Origin of the sequence: Brevundimonas subvibrioides, assembly GCF_027271155.1 — a bacterium.
GTDB classification, from domain to species: Bacteria; Pseudomonadota; Alphaproteobacteria; order Caulobacterales; family Caulobacteraceae; genus Brevundimonas; species Brevundimonas subvibrioides_D.
The window spans coordinates 1,404,629-1,426,398 of sequence record NZ_CP114542.1 but is presented as its reverse complement, the minus strand read 5'-3'; the positions used below and the strand labels follow the sequence as shown (position 1 = coordinate 1,426,398).

19 protein-coding genes and 1 pseudogene are annotated in these 21,770 nt (G+C 68.2%); 9 read left to right on the top strand and 11 right to left on the bottom strand.

Annotation, left to right across the window (positions count from 1 at the left end; genetic code table 11):
• Window positions 1–149: 149 nt before the first annotated feature.
• Together O3139_RS07115 and O3139_RS07110 are read right to left on the bottom strand one after the other, a co-directional pair.
• Window positions 150–851 (bottom strand): hfsB, encoded by a 702-nt coding sequence (locus O3139_RS07115; RefSeq protein WP_269516326.1) that lies wholly within the window; start codon window positions 849–851, stop codon window positions 150–152.
• Window positions 852–899: 48 nt separating this feature from the next.
• A complete protein-coding gene (locus O3139_RS07110; RefSeq protein ID WP_269516325.1) occupies window positions 900–2,363 on the bottom strand; it encodes a GumC family protein in 1,464 nt (487 codons plus the stop codon).
• 93 nt (window positions 2,364–2,456) lie between these two features.
• On the opposite strand from O3139_RS07110, the gene O3139_RS07105 reads away from it, so the two are divergent.
• Window positions 2,457–3,182 carry a polysaccharide biosynthesis/export family protein gene (locus tag O3139_RS07105; protein WP_269516324.1) on the top strand — a complete coding sequence of 242 codons (726 nt, stop codon included), beginning with the start codon at window positions 2,457–2,459 and terminating at the stop codon, window positions 3,180–3,182.
• Window positions 3,183–3,220: 38 nt separating this feature from the next.
• Here the strand turns inward: O3139_RS07105 and O3139_RS07100 are convergent, their stop codons facing one another.
• Complete coding sequence (locus O3139_RS07100; protein ID WP_269516323.1) at window positions 3,221–3,547, bottom strand: SEL1-like repeat protein; 327 nt, start codon at window positions 3,545–3,547, stop codon at window positions 3,221–3,223.
• Between the two features lie 186 nt (window positions 3,548–3,733).
• On the bottom strand, window positions 3,734–4,453 hold the full coding sequence (locus tag O3139_RS07095) for a glutathione S-transferase family protein (protein WP_269516322.1): 720 nt from the start codon (window positions 4,451–4,453) through the stop codon (window positions 3,734–3,736).
• A 162-nt stretch (window positions 4,454–4,615) separates the two neighbouring features.
• Here O3139_RS07095 and O3139_RS07090 point away from each other — a divergent pair, with 162 nt between their 5' ends.
• Entirely contained in the window at window positions 4,616–5,776 is a 1,161-nt protein-coding gene (locus O3139_RS07090) for an RcnB family protein (RefSeq protein WP_269516320.1), read from the top strand.
• A gap of 74 nt (window positions 5,777–5,850) precedes the next feature.
• On the opposite strand, the gene O3139_RS07085 is transcribed toward O3139_RS07090, so the two are convergent.
• The 3 genes from O3139_RS07085 to O3139_RS07075 all read right to left on the bottom strand — a co-directional run bounded on the left by O3139_RS07085 (window position 5,851) and on the right by O3139_RS07075 (window position 8,118).
• The gene (locus O3139_RS07085) at window positions 5,851–6,099 is read right to left on the bottom strand and encodes an I78 family peptidase inhibitor (protein WP_269516318.1); all 249 of its coding nucleotides are present in this window, start codon (window positions 6,097–6,099) and stop codon (window positions 5,851–5,853) included.
• 65 nt (window positions 6,100–6,164) lie between these two features.
• The gene (locus O3139_RS07080; protein WP_269516316.1) at window positions 6,165–6,614 is read right to left on the bottom strand and encodes a DNA polymerase III subunit chi; all 450 of its coding nucleotides are present in this window, start codon (window positions 6,612–6,614) and stop codon (window positions 6,165–6,167) included.
• A 31-nt stretch (window positions 6,615–6,645) separates the two neighbouring features.
• Window positions 6,646–8,118 carry a leucyl aminopeptidase gene (locus O3139_RS07075; RefSeq protein ID WP_269516314.1) on the bottom strand — a complete coding sequence of 491 codons (1,473 nt, stop codon included), beginning with the start codon at window positions 8,116–8,118 and terminating at the stop codon, window positions 6,646–6,648.
• A gap of 143 nt (window positions 8,119–8,261) precedes the next feature.
• Between O3139_RS07075 and O3139_RS07070 the strand changes: the two genes are divergently transcribed.
• The 7 genes from O3139_RS07070 to O3139_RS07040 all read left to right on the top strand — a co-directional run bounded on the left by O3139_RS07070 (window position 8,262) and on the right by O3139_RS07040 (window position 17,389).
• On the top strand, window positions 8,262–9,392 hold the full coding sequence (locus tag O3139_RS07070; RefSeq protein ID WP_269516311.1) for an LptF/LptG family permease: 1,131 nt from the start codon (window positions 8,262–8,264) through the stop codon (window positions 9,390–9,392).
• Entirely contained in the window at window positions 9,389–10,534 is a 1,146-nt protein-coding gene (gene lptG / locus O3139_RS07065) for an LPS export ABC transporter permease LptG (protein ID WP_269516309.1), read from the top strand. Before O3139_RS07070 ends, lptG begins: the two co-directional genes overlap by 4 nt.
• Window positions 10,535–10,580: 46 nt before the next feature.
• Complete coding sequence (locus tag O3139_RS07060; RefSeq protein WP_269516307.1) at window positions 10,581–13,013, top strand: LPS-assembly protein LptD; 2,433 nt, start codon at window positions 10,581–10,583, stop codon at window positions 13,011–13,013.
• Window positions 13,014–13,096: 83 nt separating this feature from the next.
• Window positions 13,097–14,440 (top strand): peptidylprolyl isomerase, encoded by a 1,344-nt coding sequence (locus O3139_RS07055; RefSeq protein WP_269516305.1) that lies wholly within the window; start codon window positions 13,097–13,099, stop codon window positions 14,438–14,440.
• Window positions 14,441–14,444: 4 nt separating this feature from the next.
• A complete protein-coding gene (pdxA, locus tag O3139_RS07050; protein ID WP_269516304.1) occupies window positions 14,445–15,440 on the top strand; it encodes a 4-hydroxythreonine-4-phosphate dehydrogenase PdxA in 996 nt (331 codons plus the stop codon).
• A gap of 9 nt (window positions 15,441–15,449) precedes the next feature.
• Window positions 15,450–16,259 carry a 16S rRNA (adenine(1518)-N(6)/adenine(1519)-N(6))-dimethyltransferase RsmA gene (gene rsmA / locus O3139_RS07045; protein WP_269516302.1) on the top strand — a complete coding sequence of 270 codons (810 nt, stop codon included), beginning with the start codon at window positions 15,450–15,452 and terminating at the stop codon, window positions 16,257–16,259.
• On the top strand, window positions 16,256–17,389 hold the full coding sequence (locus O3139_RS07040) for a pyridoxal phosphate-dependent aminotransferase (protein ID WP_269516301.1): 1,134 nt from the start codon (window positions 16,256–16,258) through the stop codon (window positions 17,387–17,389). Before rsmA ends, O3139_RS07040 begins: the two co-directional genes overlap by 4 nt.
• A 3-nt stretch (window positions 17,390–17,392) precedes the next feature.
• On the opposite strand, the gene O3139_RS07035 is transcribed toward O3139_RS07040, so the two are convergent.
• The 4 genes and pseudogenes from O3139_RS07035 to mltG all read right to left on the bottom strand — a co-directional run bounded on the left by O3139_RS07035 (window position 17,393) and on the right by mltG (window position 21,769).
• Window positions 17,393–19,069, bottom strand: a complete 1,677-nt coding sequence (locus tag O3139_RS07035) for a formate--tetrahydrofolate ligase (RefSeq protein WP_269516300.1) — start codon at window positions 19,067–19,069, stop codon at window positions 17,393–17,395.
• Between the two features lie 2 nt (window positions 19,070–19,071).
• On the bottom strand, window positions 19,072–19,713 hold the full coding sequence (gmk, locus tag O3139_RS07030) for a guanylate kinase (RefSeq protein WP_269516299.1): 642 nt from the start codon (window positions 19,711–19,713) through the stop codon (window positions 19,072–19,074).
• Window positions 19,703–20,570 (bottom strand): annotated as a pseudogene (locus tag O3139_RS07025) (YicC/YloC family endoribonuclease). Before O3139_RS07025 ends, gmk begins: the two are co-directional and overlap by 11 nt.
• On the bottom strand, window positions 20,567–21,769 hold the full coding sequence (gene mltG / locus O3139_RS07020; protein ID WP_269516297.1) for an endolytic transglycosylase MltG: 1,203 nt from the start codon (window positions 21,767–21,769) through the stop codon (window positions 20,567–20,569). Before mltG ends, O3139_RS07025 begins: the two are co-directional and overlap by 4 nt.
• Window position 21,770: the final 1 nt, after the last annotated feature.

The window sequence follows — 21,770 nt, the reverse complement described above, 5'->3', positions numbered from 1 at the left end:
GCAATCGACGCTGAAACCCACTGGTGGCCTGACCGAGCCGATTGCACCAGTGCAACCTGCGTGCACTCTGCGCATGGGGGCGAACGCCCCGATGAGCCACGTCGCAACCGATAGCACAGGCCTGCGTCAGTTTCGGACGTAGCGTGCCCTTACCCCGTCAGCCGCCTCAGGAATGCCGGCGGGCGATAGGTGGAGCGGTTGACAACCACCCCGGCGATGCGGCCTCCGACCGCCTCGATCTCGTCGCGCAGGATCACGGGTTCGGCGGCCCCCGACATCTCGCCGGCGACCACCAGGACGGTCGCATTCACAAAGGGGGCCAGGGTGATCGACAGGTCGCTGCGGTCCGCAGCCGGTGCATCGATGATGATGGTGTCGGCGTGCCTGCGCATCGCATCCCAGTAGCGGGGGTCGGGCAGGGCCTCGACGCGCTGACCCGAGCGCAGCAGCTCGGCCCGGAACCGCGTGACCCACAGACGCCCGCCCAGACAGGGACGCGCGGTCATCAGACGCGCCGGGGCGACGGGCTTGCGGTCGCGCCCGATCACCGGCGGGCTGACGGCATAGAAGCTGGAGCCGTTGGGCGAGGATGCCACTGCGGCGCCCAGACGCCCGAAGCGTTCCCGGTCGGCCGCGACCGCTTCCAGCTGACAAGGCTGGGCCAGGTCCGCGTCGATCAGCCAGACGGGCTTTCGTGCCCGCACGGCCGCCAACCGGGCGAACTCGCGCGCGACGGTGGAGGCCCCCTCCCCGGTATTGGCGCAGGCGAATTGGATGACCCGTCCGCGGTGGGCGGGCGCCGATCCCAGCGCAGCCCAGAGGCCCGCCATTTCGCTTGTGAGATCGACCATCGAATCGGTTACGCGGTGACTGTCGGGGGAAAGGCTATCATGCCCCCGTCAGACCGCCTTCATCGGAGCCACGGCCAGGACCGGCATATCCAGCGTGCGGCCCACGATCGCGGGCGTCGACAGACCCCGGCGCGTGAACACCCGCAACAGGCCCACGCACAGCGCCGTGAAGCCCGCGAACAGGAAGGCGAGCGCCATCAGCGGCAGCTTCAGGCTGGTGCCGCGCGTGGGGGCGGCAGCGCGCTCGATCACGCGGACGTTGTCGGCCCCGGCACGCACCAGACCGGCATCGGCGCGGCTCTGGGCCTCGCGCTGCTGGAAATCGCGGATATTGGCGGTCAGGACGTCGCGGTTGGAGGCAAGCGTTGCGTTTTCAGACTCGTCGCGCGTCATCTTCGCCTGACGGTCGAGGATCTCGGCCAGTTGACGATTGACGGACGAAAGCCGGGCCGCGAGCGAGTCCCGTTCGGCCCGGGTCGTGATCCGGGTCGTTTCCAGCTCGGTCCAGACCGGGTTCGGCCCCAGACGTACCTCCTTGGCCCCCACCGTGGTGCCCGAGGCCACATAGGCCTGAAGCCCGGCGATCCGCGCCTCGATGTCCTGCACCGGCTGGCTGTCGGGTTGGTAGCGCGCCAGAAGCTGTTCCCGCTCGGTCCGTAGCTGCAGAATCTGGTCCTGGGCCGAGACATTGAGGTCCTGCTGCAGCGTGACTTCCGCCGGCGTACTGGCCTGTTGCGCCTCCAGGGTCTGAAGCCGCCGCGTCGCCTGGTTCAGCTGGTTCTCGACCGACAGCTTCTCGGTCAGGGTCGATTGATAGACCGCCGCCAGCGCCGTCTTGGTCGATGCGAAATCGCCGATGTCGTTGGAAGCCAGAAAGGCTTCGTAGGCCGCGTCGACATCGGCCAGTTCGTCCTCGAACACCCGGCGCTGGGACTGGATCGCGGACGTGGAGCGGTCCTGGAAGACTTCGCGCCGATAGATCAGATACTGGTCGAGAATGGCGTTCAGGATGCGGGCGGACTTGTCGGCGTTATCGCTTTCGAAGCCCAGGCCGATGATCGCGCTCTGCGGCGTGGTCGAGATCGTGAGGCCGTCGTTGATGGCCTTGATCGCATCACCTTCCTGTTTGGCGATCGGGTCGGTCGAGACCTTGCCGGGTTTGTGGAAGACCTCCAGGCCGAGCGCGCGGACGGCGCGCAGCTTGACCTCGCGGCTGCCGATGATGTTGGCCTCGGCCTGGGCGACCTCACCGGGTGCGGGCGGCGACGACTGGCGGTCGCCCAGCCCCACGCGCGGCTGATAGACGTATTCCTGACCGGCCCCGACGAACAGGCTGGCTCCGGCGTTATAGGTCTTCTTCAGCGTCAGGACCGCGGCGGCTCCGATGGCGAACACCACAAGGAAGATCACGATCATCAGGGCCAGTTCGCGAAACAGCAGGCCGATGACATCGAACACCCCGTAACGGGGGCGAGCCGAGACATAGGTCGTCGTGCTGGCCGTCGAACGCATGGGAAAGGCGAATCCGTAGAATCGTAAACGAGATTAATCTTTCAGACGTCCACGTTAACCACTGGTTACCCATGATCGGCGAGGGTCGGTTTCATGCTTCATCGGCGACAGATTCTGTGGGCCCTGGGCGCGGCGATGGTCGCCACGTCGACGGCAGGCTGTGCCAGCGGCCAGAGCGGGCCGCGGCCAAACCGCGTTCGGACCTCCGGCTTTTCCGATATCGCCTTCGCCGACTGGACCGACGCGGAGCCGGAATATCTGCTCTATCCCGGCGACGAGATCGAGGTGGCGACGCCGACGGCGACCGAACTGACGCGGACGATGAGGGTCGGGCCCGACGGGCGGATCGCCCTGCCCCTGATCGGTCAGGCCATGGCGGCGGACCGGACCCTGGCGGAGCTGGAATATGAATTGTCCAGCGCCTACGCCTCGCAACTGGTGCGACCGGTGGTCGAGGTGACGCTGAAAACGGCGGGACCGGTCAAGGTCTGGGTGGCCGGAGAGGTCCGCACGCCGGGCGTCTACGACATGACCGGCGACATGGACGCCTATCAGGCGATCGTCCAGGCGGGCGACTTCCTGGCCGGGGCCAGGCCCGAGCAGGTCGCGCTGATCCGGCGCGGGCCGGGCGGCGTGCGGATGATGCGGGTGGTGGACCTTCGGCCCCGTCGGGGCGAGGTCGTGGCCCTGCGGCGCGGCGACATCCTGTTCGTGCCGCGCTCGACCCTGGGCGAACTGGCCAACTTCTTCACCCAGGTGCGGGCGGCCCTGCCGATCGGGTTCAGCTACTCGATCAACGGGCAGTACCAGAGCTTCTAGGTCTGCGACCGCTCACGACGCGGCCAATACTTTGAAGCCTATGCGGCCAGTTTGATCACGCCGGCGTCGATATAGCGGCGGGCGGCGCGCTGGGCCTCGGCGATCTCGTCGCGTTCCATCTCTTCGGACATCTCGCGGCGATAGACCCGGGCTTCGATCGAGCCCTTCATGGCCGCCAGATTGAAGATCATGTGGGCGGAGACCCGGTCCATCGGGCAGCCCCCCGATCCGGACGAATACATCATGCCCAGCCGGAACAGGGCGTCGCCGTCCATATCGGCCGTGGGGAGGGGCAGCGTCGGGGCCTCGACCTCATGGCCGAGATCCGTGCTGTGCAGTTCCGGCGCGGTTTCTTGCGCGTTCATCACCGTATCCTTTGCGATGGGAGATGTCCGTTCTGGACCCGCCCTTCGATACGCGATCAAATACCACCGGTTTGAAGTTAAAGTTAACAGCGCGAGGCGCCGCAGAAGCTTTTATGTAAAGGGGATATGAATACTGTCCCGTTTGTTCAGACCTGAGAAATACACTGTAAATCTCTGATTCAGACTCTATCGGCCCCGTTGGCCGAACAGAACCTTGCGCGCCGCCTCTGCTGCCTTGCCGGAGGCGGCCAGATTGCTGCGCAGTGCATCGCCGACGGCGCGGCCCTTGATCACCGCAGGGCGCGCACCCACGCGGGCCAGCCAGGCCTTCAGGTTCGGGAACTCGTCGATGTTCTGTCCCTGATGTTCAGGCAGGATCCAGGGCCAGGCCGCCATGTCGGCGATGGAATAGTCGCCGGCCAGATAGTCCCGGTCCGCCAGCCGACGATCCATGACGCCATAAAGACGGTGGGTTTCATCGGTATAGCGGCGCACACCATAGGCGATCTGGCGCTGATCCTTGATGATCGCGGGGGCATACTGGCGGAAGTGGTGCGTCTGGCCCGCCATCGGCCCCAGGCCACCCACCTGCCAGAATAGCCACTGATCGACCTCGGCGCGGGCCCGGATGTCGGTCGGATAGAACTGGCCCGACTTGTTGGCCAGATACTGCAGGATCGCCCCGCTCTCGAAAATCGACAGCGGCTGTCCATCGGGACCGTCCGGGTCGACGATGGCGGGCATACGGCCATTGGGACTGATGGCCTGGAACTCCGGCGTGAACTGTTCTCCGGTGCCGATGTTCACGGCCTTGACCTCATAGGGCAGCCCCATCTCCTCCAGGGCGATGGAGACCTTCCAGCCGTTGGGCGTGGGCCAGTACCAGAGCTGGATCGGGTCGGTCATGGGGGGGGGTCTCCGGAACAGGGGGGCCGCATCCGAGGCGGGCCCCTGATCTGGGCCGCGCCATGGCCTGCCGCAAGCGCCCCGGTTCGTTCAGACAGCGTTCATGGTGGAAGCGCGACCGTAAGGACGAGCCGCCGGGATCGGCGTGCGGGAAACCATGAGATGAAATCGACCCTTACGGCCTTCGCCGCCCTCGCCGCCCTGGCCCTGCCAGCGTCCCTGCCCACGCTGGCGCATGCCCAGGACGAGCCCGAGACCTCTTCGGACGAGGTCCAGTCGCCGCGCGACAGAAGCGGGGGCGACTCATACGGCCAACCGACAAGTCCGAGGCCCGATTACGTGCCTGCCGATAGCGGGCATGAACCTCGGGATCGTGGCGATCGGGGTGGTAACGGCGGCGGAAACGGCTGGACCCGGCCGGATCAACCCACGGGCCCGGCCGTCGACCCGTCTCCCGGGCCATCCCAGGGCAACGGTGGCCGGGGTGGCCGCGACAGAGGCGATCCGGGCCGACCCGGCGGATGGGAAGGCGGCGGAAACGGCTGGACCCGGCCGGATCAGCCCCCGGCCCCGGCCGTCGATCCGACCCCAGGGCCATCCCAGGGCAGCGGTGGCCGGGGTGGCCGCGCCGGGGGCGATCCCGGCCGACCCGGCGGATGGGACGGCGGCCAGGGTCGCGGCGGCCGAGACGGCCAGGGCGGGGATCGCGGCAATAGCGGCCGCTGGACCAGCGGCGGCAATGGTGGGCAAGACTGGAACCGGGATCGTGACCACGACCGCGACCGCGACCGCGATCGCAACGGCGGCTGGACCGGCAACAACGGTCAGGACTGGAACCGCGATCGTGACCGGGATCGCAACGGTGGCTGGAACGGTGGAAACGGTGGCCAGGACTGGAACCGCGATCGCCACGGCGGCGGTCGGAACTGGGACAACGACCGCAACGGCCGGCGCGATTACGGCGGGTTCAACAACCGCTGGAACCAGAACGACTGGCGTCGCAACTGGAACCGGGGGCGGTCCAGCGACTGGTGGCGCCACGACCGGTCGTTCCGCGATTTCAACGGGATCCGGTTCGGGTACTATTTTGCGCCGAACTACGGCTACTACTCGGTGCCGAGAAGTTACTATGGTCAGCGCTACTATGTCGGGTCCTACCTGCCGTCGATCTTCTGGCGTTACCAGTTGAACGACTACCGGACCTACGGGCTGGGCTATCCGCCCCCGGGAACCCGGTGGGTGCTGGTCGATACGACCATCTATCTGATCGACAGCTACGACGGCTATATCATCGACGCCATCTACGACGCCTGGCGCTGGTAGATCGAAGCTCCCCCGCGCCGTTCCGACGGCGCGGGGAGAGAACGCTCATCCCGGGTCGTCGCACAGGCCGGGCGCTATCCGCAGCGGACCTGCTCAACGATGCCGCTCTGGTCATTGTAGAAGATGTTCAGCCGGTAGGGCGAGAAGTCCATCGTCACCGGGCAGGTGGTGCACACCACGCGACGACTGACGACCTCGACCGGCACCGGGATTTCGGTCCGGTGGCGTCCGACCAGATACTGGAAGTCGGCCGCCTTGCAGAGGTCCTCCGATCCATCCGGCATATGGGTGCCGACCGGCTGGCCGGCCTCGGCTTCCTCCACGATCGCGGGAGCTTCGGGTGCCGGGACGGGCGTCGACGAGCACGCCGCCAGTATCAGCGCGCCGATCAGGCCGCCTTTTCCCAGCGCCCCTCGTCCGACTGCTTCCAGTAGGCCAGGTTGGCCCCCTGCCCCTTCAGCGCCTTCCAGCGTTCCCGCGCGCCCTGCAACGCTGTCTCGTCGCGTCCGTCGAAAATGATGAAGCATCGCTCGAACTCCTCGGTGACGGTCATGTCCGACCCATCGACAATGAACAGCGCCTGAGACGCATTGAGGTTCTCATGTCCGGCGGTCAGCAGGATGGGCTGGCGCGCGGCATGCGGCTGGTCGGCAAGGCCATGCGCCAGGAAGCTGTCGTCGCGCCACGACCACAGACGTTCGTCGATATCCGCCCGTTGTTCCGCATCGGCGACCCGAACCCGGGCGCGCCACCCGCGTTGCAGCGTCCGGTCCAGCAGTTCGGGCAGGACCTGATCCAGCGTGGATCGCTCCAGGTGATAGAACCAGATCTCGCCCATTGCTTTCGTCCCGGGGCCGTCCGCCAAGAGGTCAGCCCTCGTAAGTGTCGGCTACCATGCGGTCGAGCAGGCGCACGCCCCAGCCGACCGGGCCGTCCGGCACAGTCGCGCGCGTCGACTTGGACGCCCAGGCCACCGGCGCGATGTCGATGTGCGCCCATGGCACGCCGTTGGTGAACCGCTGCAGGAACAGGGCGGCGGTAATCGAGCCGCCGTCGCGCCCGGCCGAATTCTTCACATCGGCGTTCACGCTGTCCATGATCTTGTCGTACTGGGGCGGCATGGGCAGGCGCCAGACGTTCTCGTTGACCTTGGGACCGGCGGCCAGAATCGCCTCGGCCAGATCGTCGGCGTTCGAAAACACGCCCGCATAGTCGAGGCCCAGGGCCACGATCATGGCCCCCGTCAGGGTCGCCAGATCGACCATGACCTTCGGCTTGAACCGGTCCTGGGTGTACCAGAGGGCGTCGGCGAGGACGAGGCGACCCTCGGCGTCGGTGTTGATGATCTCGACCGTCTGGCCGGACATGGAGGTCAGGATGTCGCCGGGACGCTGGGCATTGCCATCGGGCATGTTCTCGACCAGGCCCAGCACGCCGACCGCATTGACCCTGGCCTTGCGACCGGCCAGGGCGTGCATCAGTCCGGCGACGGCGGCGGCCCCGCCCATGTCCCAGATCATGTCTTCCATATTGGCGGCGGGCTTGATGGAGATGCCGCCGGTGTCGAAGCAGACGCCCTTGCCGACGAAGGCGATCGGCTGGTCGCCGGGCTTGCCGCCATTCCACTGGATCACCGCCAGCTGGCTTTCGCGCACCGAGCCCTGACCGACGCCCAGCAGGACGTGCATGCCCAGCGCCTCCATCTCCTTCTCGCCCAGGATCTCGACGGTCAGGCCGAGGCGTTCCAGTTCCTTGACGCGACGGGCGAACTCGACCGGATACAGGACGTTGGCGGGCTCGGCGACCAGGTCACGCGAGAAACAGACCGCATCGGCCACAGCGCTCAGTGGCCCGAAGGCGGCCTGGGCGGCCGCGACGTCGGCGGTGACGATGTTGACGGTCCTGATCGAGGGAACCTTGTCCGGCTTTTCGCGGGTCCGGTATTTGTCGAACCGGTAGGCGGCCAGTCTCACCGCAAAGGCGGCCCGCGCGGCCTGCCCGGCGGAGAGGTGGCGCAGGTCGATGGTCAGGGTCTCGGCACCCGACAGCTTGACCGCATGATAGGCGGTGCCGGCCGCCGTCTCGATCGCCAGATCGTCGAACTTGTCCGCCTCGCCTGCCCCGACCAGAACCACCGTGTCGGCCTGAATGCCCTGAGGCGCGGCGACGATCAGCGTGCTCGACGCGCCGCCGTTGAAGCGGCTGTTCGTCATCGCCCGGGTCAGGCTACCGGCCGCAGCGGCATCGTGGTCGGCACCCGACCCCGCGAAGGTGCGACCATCATGGACCAGAACGGCCAAGGCTTGCGAAACGCCGGCTTCGGCGACGAAGGCGATATGCATGAAACAGGGACTCCAGCCGGGATTCGCTCCCGGTCGTTGATACGGTGAAGGTGGCTGCGTCTGCCATTGTCGGCGACGCAGCCGGGCGTGTATTAGATGGACCGCCACGCCCGCGCCCGCAACCGGGTGATTTGATCGCCCGCATGACCCTGATCCAGACCTATCTGTTCCGCCAGATCGCACTGCCCGTGCTGGCAGCGTGCGCCTCGCTGGCCGGAATCGGCATCCTGAGCCAGAGCCTGGATCAGCTGGAGGTCATCGTCGAACGCGGCCAGAGCGTCTGGGTCATGGCCAAGCTGACCCTTCTGGCCGTGCCGCAGCTGTTCAGCGTGATCCTGCCCATAGGCCTGTTCGTCGGGGCGCTGATCGCCCTGACGCGGCTGCAGCGAGAGCAGGAACTGACCGCCGCCTATGCCAGCGGCATGACCCGCTGGCAGATGATCGCGCCCGGCGCCTGGCTGGCGGCGGGTGTCGCTGCGGTGATGCTGTTGACCAATGTCGTCGTGCAACCCTGGACCCAGCGCGCGGCGCGGGAACAGGCCTTTGCCATCCGCACCGATCTGGCGGCCCTGCTGGTCGAGGAAGGCCGCTTCGTTCAGGGCCCGAACGGCCTGACCGTCTATGTCCAGCAGATCGAACAGAATGGCCTGCTGAAGAACCTGTTCATCTACATCCAGAACGGTGACGAGGTGACGACCTGGGACGCGGCGGAGGCCCGCTTCGGGCGCGTCGACGGACAGCCTGTCCTGACCATGAAACAGGGGTCGTGGCAGCAGTACAGCTCGGCCGGCGTGCTGCAGCAGCTGGTGTTCGACGGCTACGTCTTCCCGCTGGGTCAGTATGTCACCGACGACCAGCGCATCCGCTACAAGTCCGCCGACCTGTGGATCACCCAGCTGTTCAACCCGACGCCCGAACTGATTCGCGATACGGCTCCGCGCGGTGAACTGCTGGCCGAGGCCCATTCCCGGCTGTCGTCGCCGCTGTATGCCCTGACCGCCATGGCCATGGCCCTGACCGCCATCCTTGGCGGGGCCTTCAGCCGGACCGGCTATACCGGGCGGATCGCAAAGGCCTCGGCCGCCTTCCTCGTGGTCCGCGTCGTCGGCTATGCGGTGGTAGCCGCCAGCGCATGGAACGGGTGGTTGAACGTGTTCCAGTATCTGCTGCCGGTCGCGGCGACCGTCGTGGCACTCAGGTTGGTGTTCAGGGCGCTGAAGCCGCGCAGGGCCTCTCGCCTGACCCTGTCCCGACTGAAGGTGCGACCGGTATGAGCACACTGGGCAGCATAGGCGCGGCACCAACCCATGTGTTGAGCGCGCTGCGTCTGGGACGGATCGAGCAGTATGTGCTGCTCCAGCTGGGCAAGTCGCTGGCCGTGGCGCTGGGGGTCATCAGCGCCCTGGTCATGCTGATCGACTTCGTCGAGATCTCGCGCGGTCTGGGGTCTGACACCGATCTGTCGGGCTTCCGCATCCTGGGCCTGATGCTGATCAAGTCGCCGGCAGTGATCGTGCAGCTCCTTCCGTTCGTCTTCCTGTTCGGGACGCTGGCGGCCTTCGTCGGGCTGAACCGCCGGAGCGAGCTGATCGCCATGCGGGCGGCGGGCGTTTCGGCCTGGCGCTTCGTCCTTCCCGCGGCGGGCGCGGCCTTCATGGCCGGGATCCTGACGGTGACCGTCATCGGTCCCCTGGCCGCGTCGGGCGACGGCATGTTCCAGCGTGAACGCAGTCGCATCTCCGATGGCGTCGGCGGGGGCGAGCAGGAGGCGATCTGGCTGCGTGAGGGCGAAGGCCAGCGCCAGATGGTCATCCGCGCGGCCCGTCAGGATCGCGCCCGTGCCGAGCTGCTGGACGTGACCTTCTTCATCTATGCGACCGATCCGGAAGGCCGCCGCGCCTTTACCGAACGGATCGACGCCCGGTCCGCAAGCCTGGCCGCCGGGCGCTGGCGTCTCGTCGATGCGGTCGGGGCCCAGACCGGACAGCGGGCCACGCGCTATTCGACCCTGGACCTGCCGTCCAGCCTGGCCGACGACGAGGCGTTCGAACGGTTCGCACGACCGCAATCGACGCCCTTCTGGTCCTTGCCGGGCCAGATCCGGAGGATCGAGGATGCGGGGTTCTCGTCCACCGCCTATCGGCTGCGACTGCAGCAGTTGCTGTCCACCCCGCTGGCCTTTGCGGCCATGACCATCCTGGCCGCAGCCTTTTCGCTGCGGCTTATGCGGCTGGGCGATCTGGCCCGGATGGCGGTTGCGGCGGTCGTGCTGGGCTTCGCCTTCTTCTTTTTGAACCAGTTTTCGGCGGCCATGGGCTCGGCGGAGGTCGTGCCCCCGGTCATCGCCGCCTGGCTGCCGGCCGTCCTGACGGCGCTCGCGGCCTTCACCTTGCTGTTCTATACCGAAGACGGCTAAGCGGTTCCCGAAGGCGGGGGCCTGAACAAGGGATACGGTCCTACCGATGCAGGCTGATCGCGGCCCTCTTTTCCGGCACCCTCTGCGGACCCGCCTGCTGACCGGCTCGGTGCTGGCGGCCTGGGCGGTTTCCAGCCTGGCGCTGGCCCAGACCCAGCTGCGCCCGACGCCGCCCCCCGCCGACGGCCTGCCGGCCGACGCCGTCTATCTCGAAGCCGATCAGGCCAGCCGCCAGGGCAATGTGATCACCGCGGCCGGCGAGCAGGACCGCGTCTATGCGCGCTTCCAGAGCCACTCGCTGCGCGGCCGTGCCGTCACCTATGACATCGGCCAGGGAGTCGGGGTCGCCGACGGCGAGGTCGAGCTGATCGACCCGGACGGCAACGTCGTCCATGCCAGCCACCTGGAACTGGATTCGGATCTGAAGGCCGGCGTCGCGGTCGACCTGGCGACACGGCTGACCAACGGTGCCAGCCTGATGGCCGCGACCGCGGTCCGGCGGTCCGAAAACGTGAGCGAGCTGAACTACGCCCTGTTCACGCCCTGCCCCGTTTGCGACGCCGAGGGCAATCCCAGGGAGCCCAGTCTCTCGATCCAGGCCGAGAAGGTGGTCCAGGACGAGGCCCTGCGTGCGGTCCTGTATCGGAATGCGGTCTTCAAGATCGGCGGCGTGCCCGTCTTCTGGACGCCCTACTTCGCCCATCCCGACCCGACCGTGGATCGGGCGTCGGGCTTTCTGGTGCCGATCGTCAACTATGACCAGGGACGCGGCGTCTCGATCGAAACGCCATACCTTCGGGTCGTCTCCCCGTCAGAGGACTGGCTGATCAGCCCGCAGTTCAACACCGGCGTGGCCCCTTTCCTGAACCTTCAATGGCGCCGGCGTTTCTCCAACGGCACGATCGTGGCCCGGACCGGCTACACCTATGCGCGGAACTTCGGCGACTTCGATCTGGACGGCGACGGCAGCGCCGAGAGCAACGTCGATTTCGGCGACGAGACGAGCCGTAGCTATATCCTGAGCTGGGGCAAGTTCGATCCGGCCGGCCCGTGGCGCTGGGGCTTCACCGCCGAGCGGACGTCCGACAAGACCCTGTTCGACCGCTATGACGTCATCGACCCCTATCAGGACAACGGGCTGTATTACGGCGACCAGCGTCGCCTGATCTCGCAGCTGTATGCCGAGCGACAGACCGACCGATCGTACCTGTCGGTCGCCTCCTTCTCCTTCCAGAGCCTGCGGGTCGCACAGTTCAACGATGTGACGCCCGCACTGAACGTGTTCGAGAATGACGGATCGCTGCCGCTGGTCGCGCCGTTGATCGAAGGCCGCTGGGAGCCGGAGCAGCCGGTGCTGGGCGGTCGGCTGCGGCTGCGGGGATCGGCCGTGTCGCTGTATCGCGACGACTACGTCGGCAGTCCGGTGCTGAGGCCGCAGGTCGTGCCGACGGGCTCCACCCTGGGCCTGCCCGGTGTGGACAGCCGCCGGATCACCGCCCAGATCGACTGGCGCAGGTCCCTGACCTCGGCGGCGGGCATCCGCTACGAGCCCTTCATCGACGGCCGCGTCGATGTCTATTCGGTCGCCGACCTGCCGCCCGTTCTGGGCCTTGCCGATGAGACCATCACCCGCGAGCGCGCCACCATTGGCCTGGACGTCAGCTACCCCCTGATTCGTCGCCTGGGAAACGGGGCGGACCTGATCGTCGAACCGCTGGGCCAGGTCTCGCTGTCCAACACGCCCGACGTCGACGCCCGGATCCCGGTCGAGGACTCCGAGACGCTGGAGTTGGACGAGTCCTCGCTGTTCCGCATCGACCGCTTTCCCGGATACGATCTGCTGGAAGGCGGCTTCCGGTTCACGGCCGGGGTGCGTTCCACCCTGCGCTGGGACACCAACCGCAGCGCCAGTCTGTTCGTCGGGCGCAGCATGCGCGATGCGGACCAGACCGCCTTCGGCATTCCGATCCCCGATGCGCCCGCCAAGATCTACGACCCGACCGGCGTCGGGGCCCAGACCTCGGACTGGGTGGTCCAGGGCAGCTTCCAGCCGTCGGACCGCATCCGTGGCTGGGGCCACGCAACCGTCGATGGATCGGGCAATATCCGCCGGGCCGAGGCGGCGGTCGATGGTCGATGGGGACCGCGCAACCTCGCGACGCTCAGCTACATCGTCGATCGGTCCAATCCCCTGACCGGGCCGAACAACCGCAATTACGAGTTCGTGCAGCTGGCGGGTCAGCAGTTCGTCTATGGCAACTGGGGCGTGACGGTCGCAGGCATCGCCGACCTGGAGCGAAACCTGATCACCCGGTCCGAAGTCGGCCTGCTGTTCGACGACGACTGTTTCCGGGTCGAGGTCGGCTATCGTCGCGACAACACCCGCGTTCGGCCCACGGGGCCTTCGGATGGGGTCTATGTTCGTCTAAACCTCGCCACTTTTGGAGGGTCAGGCTATGGATCAAACGGCTTGCGTTAGGCATGACGCGTGAACGCGTGTGCCTGGACCGTTTTTGGACACGGCGCGCGGGTTCGAGGGAATCAGGACTGACCATGGGTTTGATGCGTATTTCGACCGCCGTCGCGATGGTGGCGCTGGTCGCCGGTTCAGCCGTGGCCCAGACGGCCCCTCGTCCGGCGCAGGCTCCGGGAGCGGCGGCGGGCACCTTGAATCCCGCTGCCGGACAGCAGCCGATCACGGCGGCCCAGCCGCCCCAGCCCGAGTTCAAGATGGCCGACGGCATCGTCGCGACCGTCAACGATCAGGTCATCACCGGCTTCGACCTGCGTCAGCGTATGCTGACCACCATCGCCATGAGCCAGGTGCAACCGACCGAGGAGAACATCCCGGCGATCCAGCAGCAGGCGCTGCAGGGCCTGATCGAGGAACGACTGCAGGCCGCCGAGATCGCCAAATACGATACGCTGATCATCACCGATGCCGAGGTGGATCAGGAGATCGCGCGTATGGCCGAGGACGCCGGCACGACGCCTCAGGCCTATCTGGGATTCCTGACCGGTGGCGGTATCCGGGTTGAAAACCTTCGCGAGCAGTTGCGCACCGAGATCGGCTGGCGCGAACTGGTCGGTGGGCGGTTCAACGGCCGATCGCGGGTCAGCCGGGCGCAGGTCCAGCAGGCGCTGCGCCAGGTCACCGAGGCCGCATCCAAGCCCCAGTATCTGGTCGGTGAAATCTACATCGAGGCGGCCCGCGTCGGTGGCCAGCAGCAGGCCTTCAACGGGGCCGAACAGCTGGTGCAGCAGATGGTCCAGGGCGCGCCGTTCCAGGCGGTGGCCCGCCAGTTCTCGGCCGCCCCGTCGGCAGCGCGCGGCGGCGATGCCGGCTGGATCGTACAGGGCACCGTCCAGCCCGAACTGCAGGCGGCCCTCGAGTCGCTTCAGGTCGGTCAGCTGTCGCGGCCGATCCCCGTCTCCGGCGGTGTCTACATCATCTATATGCGCGACAAGCGCGCGGGCGCAGCGACCAATCTGGTGTCGCTGAAACAGGCCATGATCGAGCTACCGGAAACCGCGCCCCCCGCCGATGTGGCCGCTGCAACGACCCGGCTTCAGGCCCTGCGCGGCAGTCTGACCTGCGACAACATCCTGCAACGGACCTCGTCGGAGGCCGGGCTTCTCGGTTCCGACCTGGGCGAGGCGGATGTGGCCAACCTGGCCCCGCAGTTCCAGCAGGTCGCACGTTCAGCAGAGATCGGCAGTGTCAGTGACGTCGTCCGCACGCCGCTGGGCGTGCATTTGCTAGCTGTCTGCGGGCGCCGCGCGGGCGGTGCCGACGTGCCGACCGCGCGCGAGATCGAAGGCCGTCTGCAGAACCAGAACCTGGCCATGCTGGCGCGACGCTATCTGCGCGATCTGCGCGCCGACGCCCTGATCGAGCTGAAGTAGATCCATGGGCCTGCCGCCTCTGGTCCTCAGCCTCGGCGAACCCGCCGGGATCGGACCGGAGATCATCGCCAGGGCGTGGCAGACCCTGGGCGGCGAGGCTCAGTTCGCGGTCATCGGCGACATGCGCCTGCTGGCCGCGCAGGGCATTCCCGTGGTCGAGATCGGAGCGCCGGGCGACGCCGCATCGGTCTTTGCGCGCGCCCTGCCGGTTCTGCACCATCCCGCGCCCGCGCCGGTCGAACCGGGCAGGCCCGATCCCCGCAATGCCTCCGTCGTCGCCGACTGGATCGAGCGGGCCGTCGGCCTGGCCCTGTCCGGCGAAGCGTCGGGCGTGGTCACGGCCCCGATCGCCAAGGCCCCGCTCTATGCCGCCGGGTTCCGCTTTCCGGGCCATACCGAATTCATCGCCGAACTGACCGCCGACGCGCCTTTCGCCGGCACGCGCGGGCCGGTCATGATGCTGACGGCCAGGGACCTTCGCGCCTGTCTGGTGACGATCCACGTGGCCCTGGACCAGGTGCCGGAACTGGTCACGGCCGAACGGGTCTGCAGGACGGCGCGCGTGGTGCACGAGGCCATGCGGCGTGATTTCGGCATCGCCGCGCCTCGCCTGGCTCTGGCCGCCCTGAACCCTCACGCGGGTGAGGGCGGCGCGCTGGGTCTGCAGGAAATCGAGGTGCTGCGTCCCGCCGCCGAGGCGCTGCGGGCCGAGGGCATCGCCATCACCGACCCCCTGCCCGCCGACACCCTGTTCCACGACGACGCGCGGGCGACCTATGACGCCGCCGTCTGCCTGTATCACGACCAGGCCCTGATCCCGGTCAAGACGCTGGACTTCTGGGGCGGGGTCAACGCCACCCTGGGCCTGCCGATCGTGCGGACGTCGCCCGACCACGGCACCGGCTTCGAGATCGCCGGCAAGGGCGTGGCGCGGGCGGACAGTCTGATCGCTGCCATCCGTCTGGCCTCCACCATGGCGGCGGCGCGGGCGGCGCGCTAACAGGGGCCGGTGTCAGACCTGCCCCCCCTCCGTGAGTCCCTGGAAGCCCACGGCCTGCTGGCCAAAAAGAGCTTCGGCCAGCATTTCCTGCTGGACCTGAACATCACGCGCAAGATCGTGCGCCTGGCCGGTCCGTTCGAGGGACGCGCCGTGATCGAGGTCGGCCCCGGCCCCGGCGGCCTGACCCGCGCGATCCTCGAAAGCGACGCAGGTGCGGTGGTGCTGGTCGAGAAGGACCCCCGCTTTCTGCCCCTGCTGACCGAGCTGGACACCGGCGACGGCCGCCTGAGGATCATGGAGGCCGATGCGCTGAAGGTCGTCGAGGCCGATCTGGTGACCGACCCCGCGCACGTCGTGTCAAACCTGCCCTACAATGTCGGGACGCCCCTGCTGATCAAATGGCTGACGGGTCCTTGGACGCCGCACGCCATGACCCTGATGTTCCAGAAGGAGGTCGCCGAGCGGATCGTGGCCGCGCCCGGCGACGACGCCTACGGCCGTCTGGCCGTCATCGCCCAGGCGGTGGCCGAGGCGCGGATCGTGATGCATCTGCCCGCCGCCGCCTTCACGCCGCCGCCCAGGGTGGCCTCGGCCGTCGTCCACCTGATCCCTCGCGCCGGGCGGCCCGAGCGCGGCATGCTGAAGCGTCTGGAGACCGTCACCGCCGCCGCCTTCGGCCAGCGCCGCAAGATGCTGCGTTCCAGCCTGAAGCCACTGGGCGGCGGAGCCCTGTGCGAAGCGGCCGGCATCGACCCGGACGCCCGGGCGGAGACCATCGACATCGCGGGCTTCCTGAGGCTGGCGGAGGCGACCCCATGACCGACATCGACCCGTTCCGCGCCATCGGCATCAGTCGCCTGGCCCACGCCCTCAAGGCCGAGGGCCGCAGCGTGATCCATATGGAGTTCGGCCAGCCGTCGACCGGGGCCCCGCCGGCCGCGATCGCCGAGGCGCACCGCGTGCTGGACCTCGACGGCATGGGCTATTGGGAGAGCGCGCCGCTGAAGGCGCGGATCGCCCAGCTGTACCGTGACCGCTACGACGTCGCGGTCACGGCCGATCGTCTGTTGCTGACCTGCGGGGCCTCTCCCGCCCTGGTGCTGGCGCTGTCGTCCGCCTTCGGACCGGGCGACCGGATCGCCATGGCCCGCCCCGGCTACGTCGCCTATCGCAATACGGTTCGGGCGCTGAACATGGAGGCGGTCGAGATCGCCTGCGGTCCAGCCGAGCATTATCAGCTGACCGCGGTCGCGCTGGACGCGCTGGATCCCCCGCCCGCCGGGGTCATCATCGCCAGCCCGGCCAATCCGACCGGGTCGGTGATTTCCGCCTCCGAACTCTCCGACATCGCTGCCGTGTGTCGCAGAAAGCGTATCCGAATTCTCTCCGACGAAATCTACCACGGCCTGTCCTATGTCGGCCCCCAGCCGTCGATGCTGTCGTTCGAGCCGGACGCCATGGTGATCAACAGCTTCAGCAAATACTGGAGCATGGCCGGGTGGCGGCTGGGCTGGCTGCTGGTGCCCGCCGACCATGCGGAGCGGGCGCGGGCCTTCATCGGCAATCTGTTCCTGACCCCGCCGTCGCTGAGCCAGCACGCGGGGCTGATCGCCATGGACCAGCATGAGGTGCTGGAGGGCCATACCGAGGTCTATCGGGCCAACCGGGCCCGGATGCTGGAGGCCCTGCCCGCGCTGGGCCTGAAGTCGATCGCTCCGCCCGACGGCGCCTTCTACATCTGGGCCGACATCGGCCATCTGACGCAGGATAGCGTGGCCTTCTGCGAGCGTCTGTTGCGCGACACCGGGGTGGCGACCGCACCCGGCGTGGACTTCGACCCCGTCGACGGCCACCGCTTCATGCGGTTCAGCTTTGCCGTCTCCACGCCGGAGATCGAGGATGCCCTGGCCCGGATGATTCCCTGGTTTGCGGCCCGAGCGTCAGACTGAGGCTCAATCCAGCCCGGTGATCCGGCCGTTAGTGCCCAGCGCGATCCGCTCGGCCGAGGGCACGCGCGGCAGGCCCGGCATGGTGTTGACCGCACCGCACAGGGCGACGACGAAGCCCGCCCCGGCCGACAGCCGCACCGAGTCGACCGGCAGGACGAAGCCCTGTGGCGCACCCGACACCTTCTCGTCGGCGGTGAAGGAATAGGGCGTCTTGGCCATGCAGACCGGCAGGTGACCGTGGCCCTCGGCCTCGAACCGGGCGAGGTCTTTCCTCGCCGTTGGCGACAGGACGATGTCGGAGGCGCGGTACAGTGACTGGGCCACCGCGCGGATCTTCTGCTCCAGCGGCAGGTCGTCGGCATAGGTCAGCTTCAGCGCGCGACCCGGATCGGTATTGGCTTCGGCCAGGGCCGCCACGGCATGGGCCAGCCCCTCCGCCCCCGCGCCGCCGTCGGCCCAATGGGTGCAGATATGGGCCTCGACCCCGTGCGCCGCACAAAGGTCGATGATCGCGGCCTGTTCTTCGGCCGTGTCGCCATGGAAGGCGTTGATCGCCACCACGACCGGCAGCCCGAAGCCATGCAGGTTCTCGATGTGGCGCGCCAGATTGACGAAGCCGGCCCGCACGGCCGCGACGTCCCCGGTGCCCAGCGCGTCCTTTGCGACCCCGCCCTGCAGCTTCAGCGCCCGAACCGTCGCCACGATCACGGCGGCGGAGGGGGCCAGGCCGCTGGACCGGCATTTGATATTGAGGAATTTCTCGGCGCCCAGGTCGGCACCGAACCCGGCCTCCGTCACCGCGAACTCGCCCAGCGCCAGCGCCGCGCGGGTCGCCGTCACCGAATTGCAGCCGTGGGCGATGTTGGCGAAAGGACCGCCATGGACCAGCGTCGGCGTGCCGCCCAGCGACTGAACGAGATTGGGCAGGACAGCCTCGCCCAACAGAGCCGCCATGGCCCCGGCCGCGCCGATATCGCCGGCCGTCACCGCCCCGCCGTCACGCCTACGCCCGACAACGATGCGAGCCAGCCGGGCCGCCAGATCGTCCGGCCCCTCGGCCAGGCACAGGACGGCCATCACCTCGCTGGCCACGGTGATGTCGAACCCGCTCTCGCGCGCCGCGCCGTTGGTGCCGCCCAGACCGATCGCGACCTGCCTCAGGGCCCGATCGTTCATGTCCACGGCGCGCCGCCAGGTGACCCGTCGCGCGTCCAGCCCCCGGTCGTCGCCCCAGTAGAGGGCGTTGTCGACCATTGCGGCCAGAAGATTGTGCGCCGCGCCGATGGCGTGAAAGTCGCCGGTGAAATGCAGGTTAATCCGTTCCATCGGCGCGACCTGGGCCTGGCCTCCGCCCGTCGCCCCGCCCTTTCGTCCGAACACCGGCCCCAGCGAGGGCTCGCGAAGGGCGATGACGGTCTTGCGCCCGATCCGGTTCAGCGCGTCGCCCAGACCGATGGTCGTGGTCGTCTTGCCTTCGCCCGCCGCCGTCGGATTGATCGCCGTGACCAGGATCAGCCGCCCCGCGGGACGATCCGCCAGACCCGCCAGAACCTCGCGCGACAGCTTGGCGATGTAACGGCCATAGGGTTCCAGCGCATCGGGACCGATCCCCACCCTGGCGGCGATCTGCTGGATCGGTTCCAGCGTTGCGGCCTGGGAGATCTCGATATCACCGGGCACCGTCAGACCGCCTCCGAGAGCAGACCCGTCCGGTAGGTCTCGACCCAGGTGTTGCGGAACCGCCGGCTGCGCTCGGCGTGATAGATATGGGCCAGTTCGGAATAGGACCGGTCGAAGTCGTCGTTGACGAAGACGTAGTCGAACTCTCCGCAGTGCTCGATCTCGCCCTTGGCGTTCTGTATGCGGCGCTCGATCACGTCGTCGGCGTCCTGCGACCGGGTCACCAGACGGCGGCGGAGTTCTTCCAGGCTGGGCGGCAGGATAAAGACGCGGACGGCGTCGCCCGGGCATTTCTCCGCGATCTGCCGGGCCCCCTGCCAGTCGATGTCGAACAGGACGTCCCGGCCCTCGGACAGGGCCTTGGCCACGGGCGCGCGCGGGCTGCCGTAGCGGTTGCCGTGCACATCGGCCCATTCCAGGAAGGCGTCCTCGTCGATACCGCGCTGGAATTCTTCAGGCGAGACGAAGTGATAGTCGCGGTCGGCCACCTCGCCTGGCCGGATGCCGCGCGTGGTCATGGAAACGGACAGCTCCAGCCCGGCGTGGTCGGCCATCAGGCGACGGCACAGGGAGGTCTTGCCCGCGCCCGAGGGGCTGGCCACGATCAGCAGGACACCCCGGCGGGGCGTGCGGTCATTCGACATTCTGTACCTGTTCCCGAAGCTGCTCGATGACCGCCTTCAGGTCGAGGCCGATGGCGGTCAGCGCGGTCGTAGCCGATTTCGAGCACAGTGTGTTCGCCTCGCGCATGAACTCCTGCATCAGGAAGTCCAGCTTCCGGCCGGCCGGCGGCTGGCAAGGCGACGTGAGCGATCAGCCTGTCCAGTTCCTCACGGACGTCCGCCCGGGTGGCGAGGGCGGCGGCCTCCACCACGATCCGCTCCTGCAGGCCCGGCACGTCCGGGGCCAGCTCGGCCATGCGTCGGGCGAACCGCTCGCGCACGGCCCCGGTCTGGGCGGCGGCTTCGGTTTCGGCGCGGGTCACCAGAGCTTCGATCCGGCCGACGAAGTCCTCGATCACGGGGCGCAGCTGGGCGCCTTCGCGTTCGCGCGACACCTTGAGCGCATCCAGAGCCTGCTCCACGCTGGCGGCGATGGCGACCTCGACGGTGGCGCGGGCCTCGGCGTCGTCGACCTGTTCGTCGCTCTCGATCACGCCCTTCAGGCCGAGCAATCCATCGGCCGACGGCGGCGTGGCCCCCTCCTCCGCCAGTTCATTGGCCAGCGCCAGATAGCGGGCCAGCACCGCCTCATTGACCTTCAGGGTCGGCGCGTCGCCGTCTGCGCGGCGTGCGTTGACGCCCAGGGTCACCTGGCCCCGGCTGAGCCGACCCTGCGCTGCCGCCCTGGCCAGCCGCTCCAGATTGTCGAACCCGTTCGGCCCGCGAAACCGGACCTCCAGATTGCGGCCGTTGACCGAGCGCGCCTCGACCGACCAGGTCCAGCCGTCCAGAACGCCATCGGCCCGGCCGAACCCTGTCATGCCCGAAAGGTCGCTCATGGCCCGTTCGCCGGCGCGGATGTCATCGATGGGGGCGGCACGGCAGGCCGCAGCCCCGTGGTCGCCCGTGACGGAGTCAAGGATCCGGGTGGCTGCATGGTGATGACCGCCTCTCCGGTGGGCGGAGGCGGGGTCACCGGCGCCGTACCGGGCGGCAGGGTTTCTGCCGGTGACGGCCCCGCCCGGCCCGCCTCGATCGAGCGCCAGCGCGCGACATTGGCCAGGTGCTGCTCATAGGTCGAGGCGAACACATGCCCCCCGGTGCCGTCCGCGACGAAGAACAGGTCCTGCGACCGGGGCGGGTTCAGCACCGCCGCCAGCGACTGCCGGCCCGGATTGGCGATCGGTGTCGGGGGCAGGCCGTCGATCAGATAGGTGTTCCAGCCGGTGTCGCGCTCCAACTCAGACCGGCGGATACCCCGACCCAGAGGTCGACCCTTGGTGATGCCGTAGATGATGGTCGGATCGCTCTCCAGCCGCATACCGATGCGCAGCCGGTTCGAGAACACCGCCGCCACCTGGGGCCGCTCGCGCGCGATGCCGGTTTCCTTCTCGACGATGGAGGCCAGGATCACGGCCTCTTCCGGCGTCCGGACCACGGTGTTGGGCCCCCTCCGGGCCCACAGTTCCGCAAGGTTTTCGGTCGCCGCGCGCTGCATGCGGGCAATGACCTCTGCGCGCGTTTCGCCCCGCGCGATCTCATAGGTCTCGGGCCAGAGCGAGCCCTCTTCGGGCACCTCGGCGATCGTGCCGGTCAGGACGGCTTCCTTGTTGAGGATGTCCACCGCCTGGGCCGACGACCACCCCTCGGGGATAGTCACGAAATGGCGCACGACGCGGCCGTCGGTCAGCAGCGCCAGCACCCCCTTGAGCGAGGCCCGGGTCGGCACCTCATATTCGCCGGCACGCAGCCGCCGGTCGGCCCCGGTCAGGGTCGCGGCAGCCTTGAACATATCCGCCGACCGGATCACCCCCGCGCTCTTCAGGCGGGCCGCGATCGCCGAGACGCCCGAGCCGGACGGCAGGGTGACGATGGTCGCATCGCCCGTCCTCGCCGAGGGTCCGGGCGCATAATAGACGCTCCAGGCCCATGCGAGGCCGGCGATCAGGAACAGGCTGACGGTCGCCGAGGCGGCCAGGGCGGCCACTACCAGTCCCGACCGCTTCTGTCCTGGAGCCGCCCCCCGGCCGTTCGTCATG

What these genes read in the sequence shown, in the direction of transcription:
- O3139_RS07115 (WP_269516326.1), bottom strand. Translation starts at nt 851, where the DNA reads ATGGTCGATCTCACAAGCGAAATGGCGGGCCTCTGGGCTGCGCTGGGA.
- O3139_RS07110 (WP_269516325.1), bottom strand. Translation starts at nt 2,363, where the DNA reads ATGCGTTCGACGGCCAGCACGACGACCTATGTCTCGGCTCGCCCCCGT.
- O3139_RS07105 (WP_269516324.1), top strand. Translation starts at nt 2,457, where the DNA reads ATGCTTCATCGGCGACAGATTCTGTGGGCCCTGGGCGCGGCGATGGTC.
- O3139_RS07100 (WP_269516323.1), bottom strand. Translation starts at nt 3,547, where the DNA reads ATGAACGCGCAAGAAACCGCGCCGGAACTGCACAGCACGGATCTCGGC.
- O3139_RS07095 (WP_269516322.1), bottom strand. Translation starts at nt 4,453, where the DNA reads ATGACCGACCCGATCCAGCTCTGGTACTGGCCCACGCCCAACGGCTGG.
- O3139_RS07090 (WP_269516320.1), top strand. Translation starts at nt 4,616, where the DNA reads ATGAAATCGACCCTTACGGCCTTCGCCGCCCTCGCCGCCCTGGCCCTG.
- O3139_RS07080 (WP_269516316.1), bottom strand. Translation starts at nt 6,614, where the DNA reads ATGGGCGAGATCTGGTTCTATCACCTGGAGCGATCCACGCTGGATCAG.
- O3139_RS07075 (WP_269516314.1), bottom strand. Translation starts at nt 8,118, where the DNA reads ATGCATATCGCCTTCGTCGCCGAAGCCGGCGTTTCGCAAGCCTTGGCC.
- O3139_RS07070 (WP_269516311.1), top strand. Translation starts at nt 8,262, where the DNA reads ATGACCCTGATCCAGACCTATCTGTTCCGCCAGATCGCACTGCCCGTG.
- lptG (WP_269516309.1), top strand. Translation starts at nt 9,389, where the DNA reads ATGAGCACACTGGGCAGCATAGGCGCGGCACCAACCCATGTGTTGAGC.
- O3139_RS07060 (WP_269516307.1), top strand. Translation starts at nt 10,581, where the DNA reads ATGCAGGCTGATCGCGGCCCTCTTTTCCGGCACCCTCTGCGGACCCGC.
- O3139_RS07055 (WP_269516305.1), top strand. Translation starts at nt 13,097, where the DNA reads ATGCGTATTTCGACCGCCGTCGCGATGGTGGCGCTGGTCGCCGGTTCA.
- pdxA (WP_269516304.1), top strand. Translation starts at nt 14,445, where the DNA reads ATGGGCCTGCCGCCTCTGGTCCTCAGCCTCGGCGAACCCGCCGGGATC.
- O3139_RS07040 (WP_269516301.1), top strand. Translation starts at nt 16,256, where the DNA reads ATGACCGACATCGACCCGTTCCGCGCCATCGGCATCAGTCGCCTGGCC.
- gmk (WP_269516299.1), bottom strand. Translation starts at nt 19,713, where the DNA reads ATGTCGAATGACCGCACGCCCCGCCGGGGTGTCCTGCTGATCGTGGCC.
- mltG (WP_269516297.1), bottom strand. Translation starts at nt 21,769, where the DNA reads ATGACGAACGGCCGGGGGGCGGCTCCAGGACAGAAGCGGTCGGGACTG.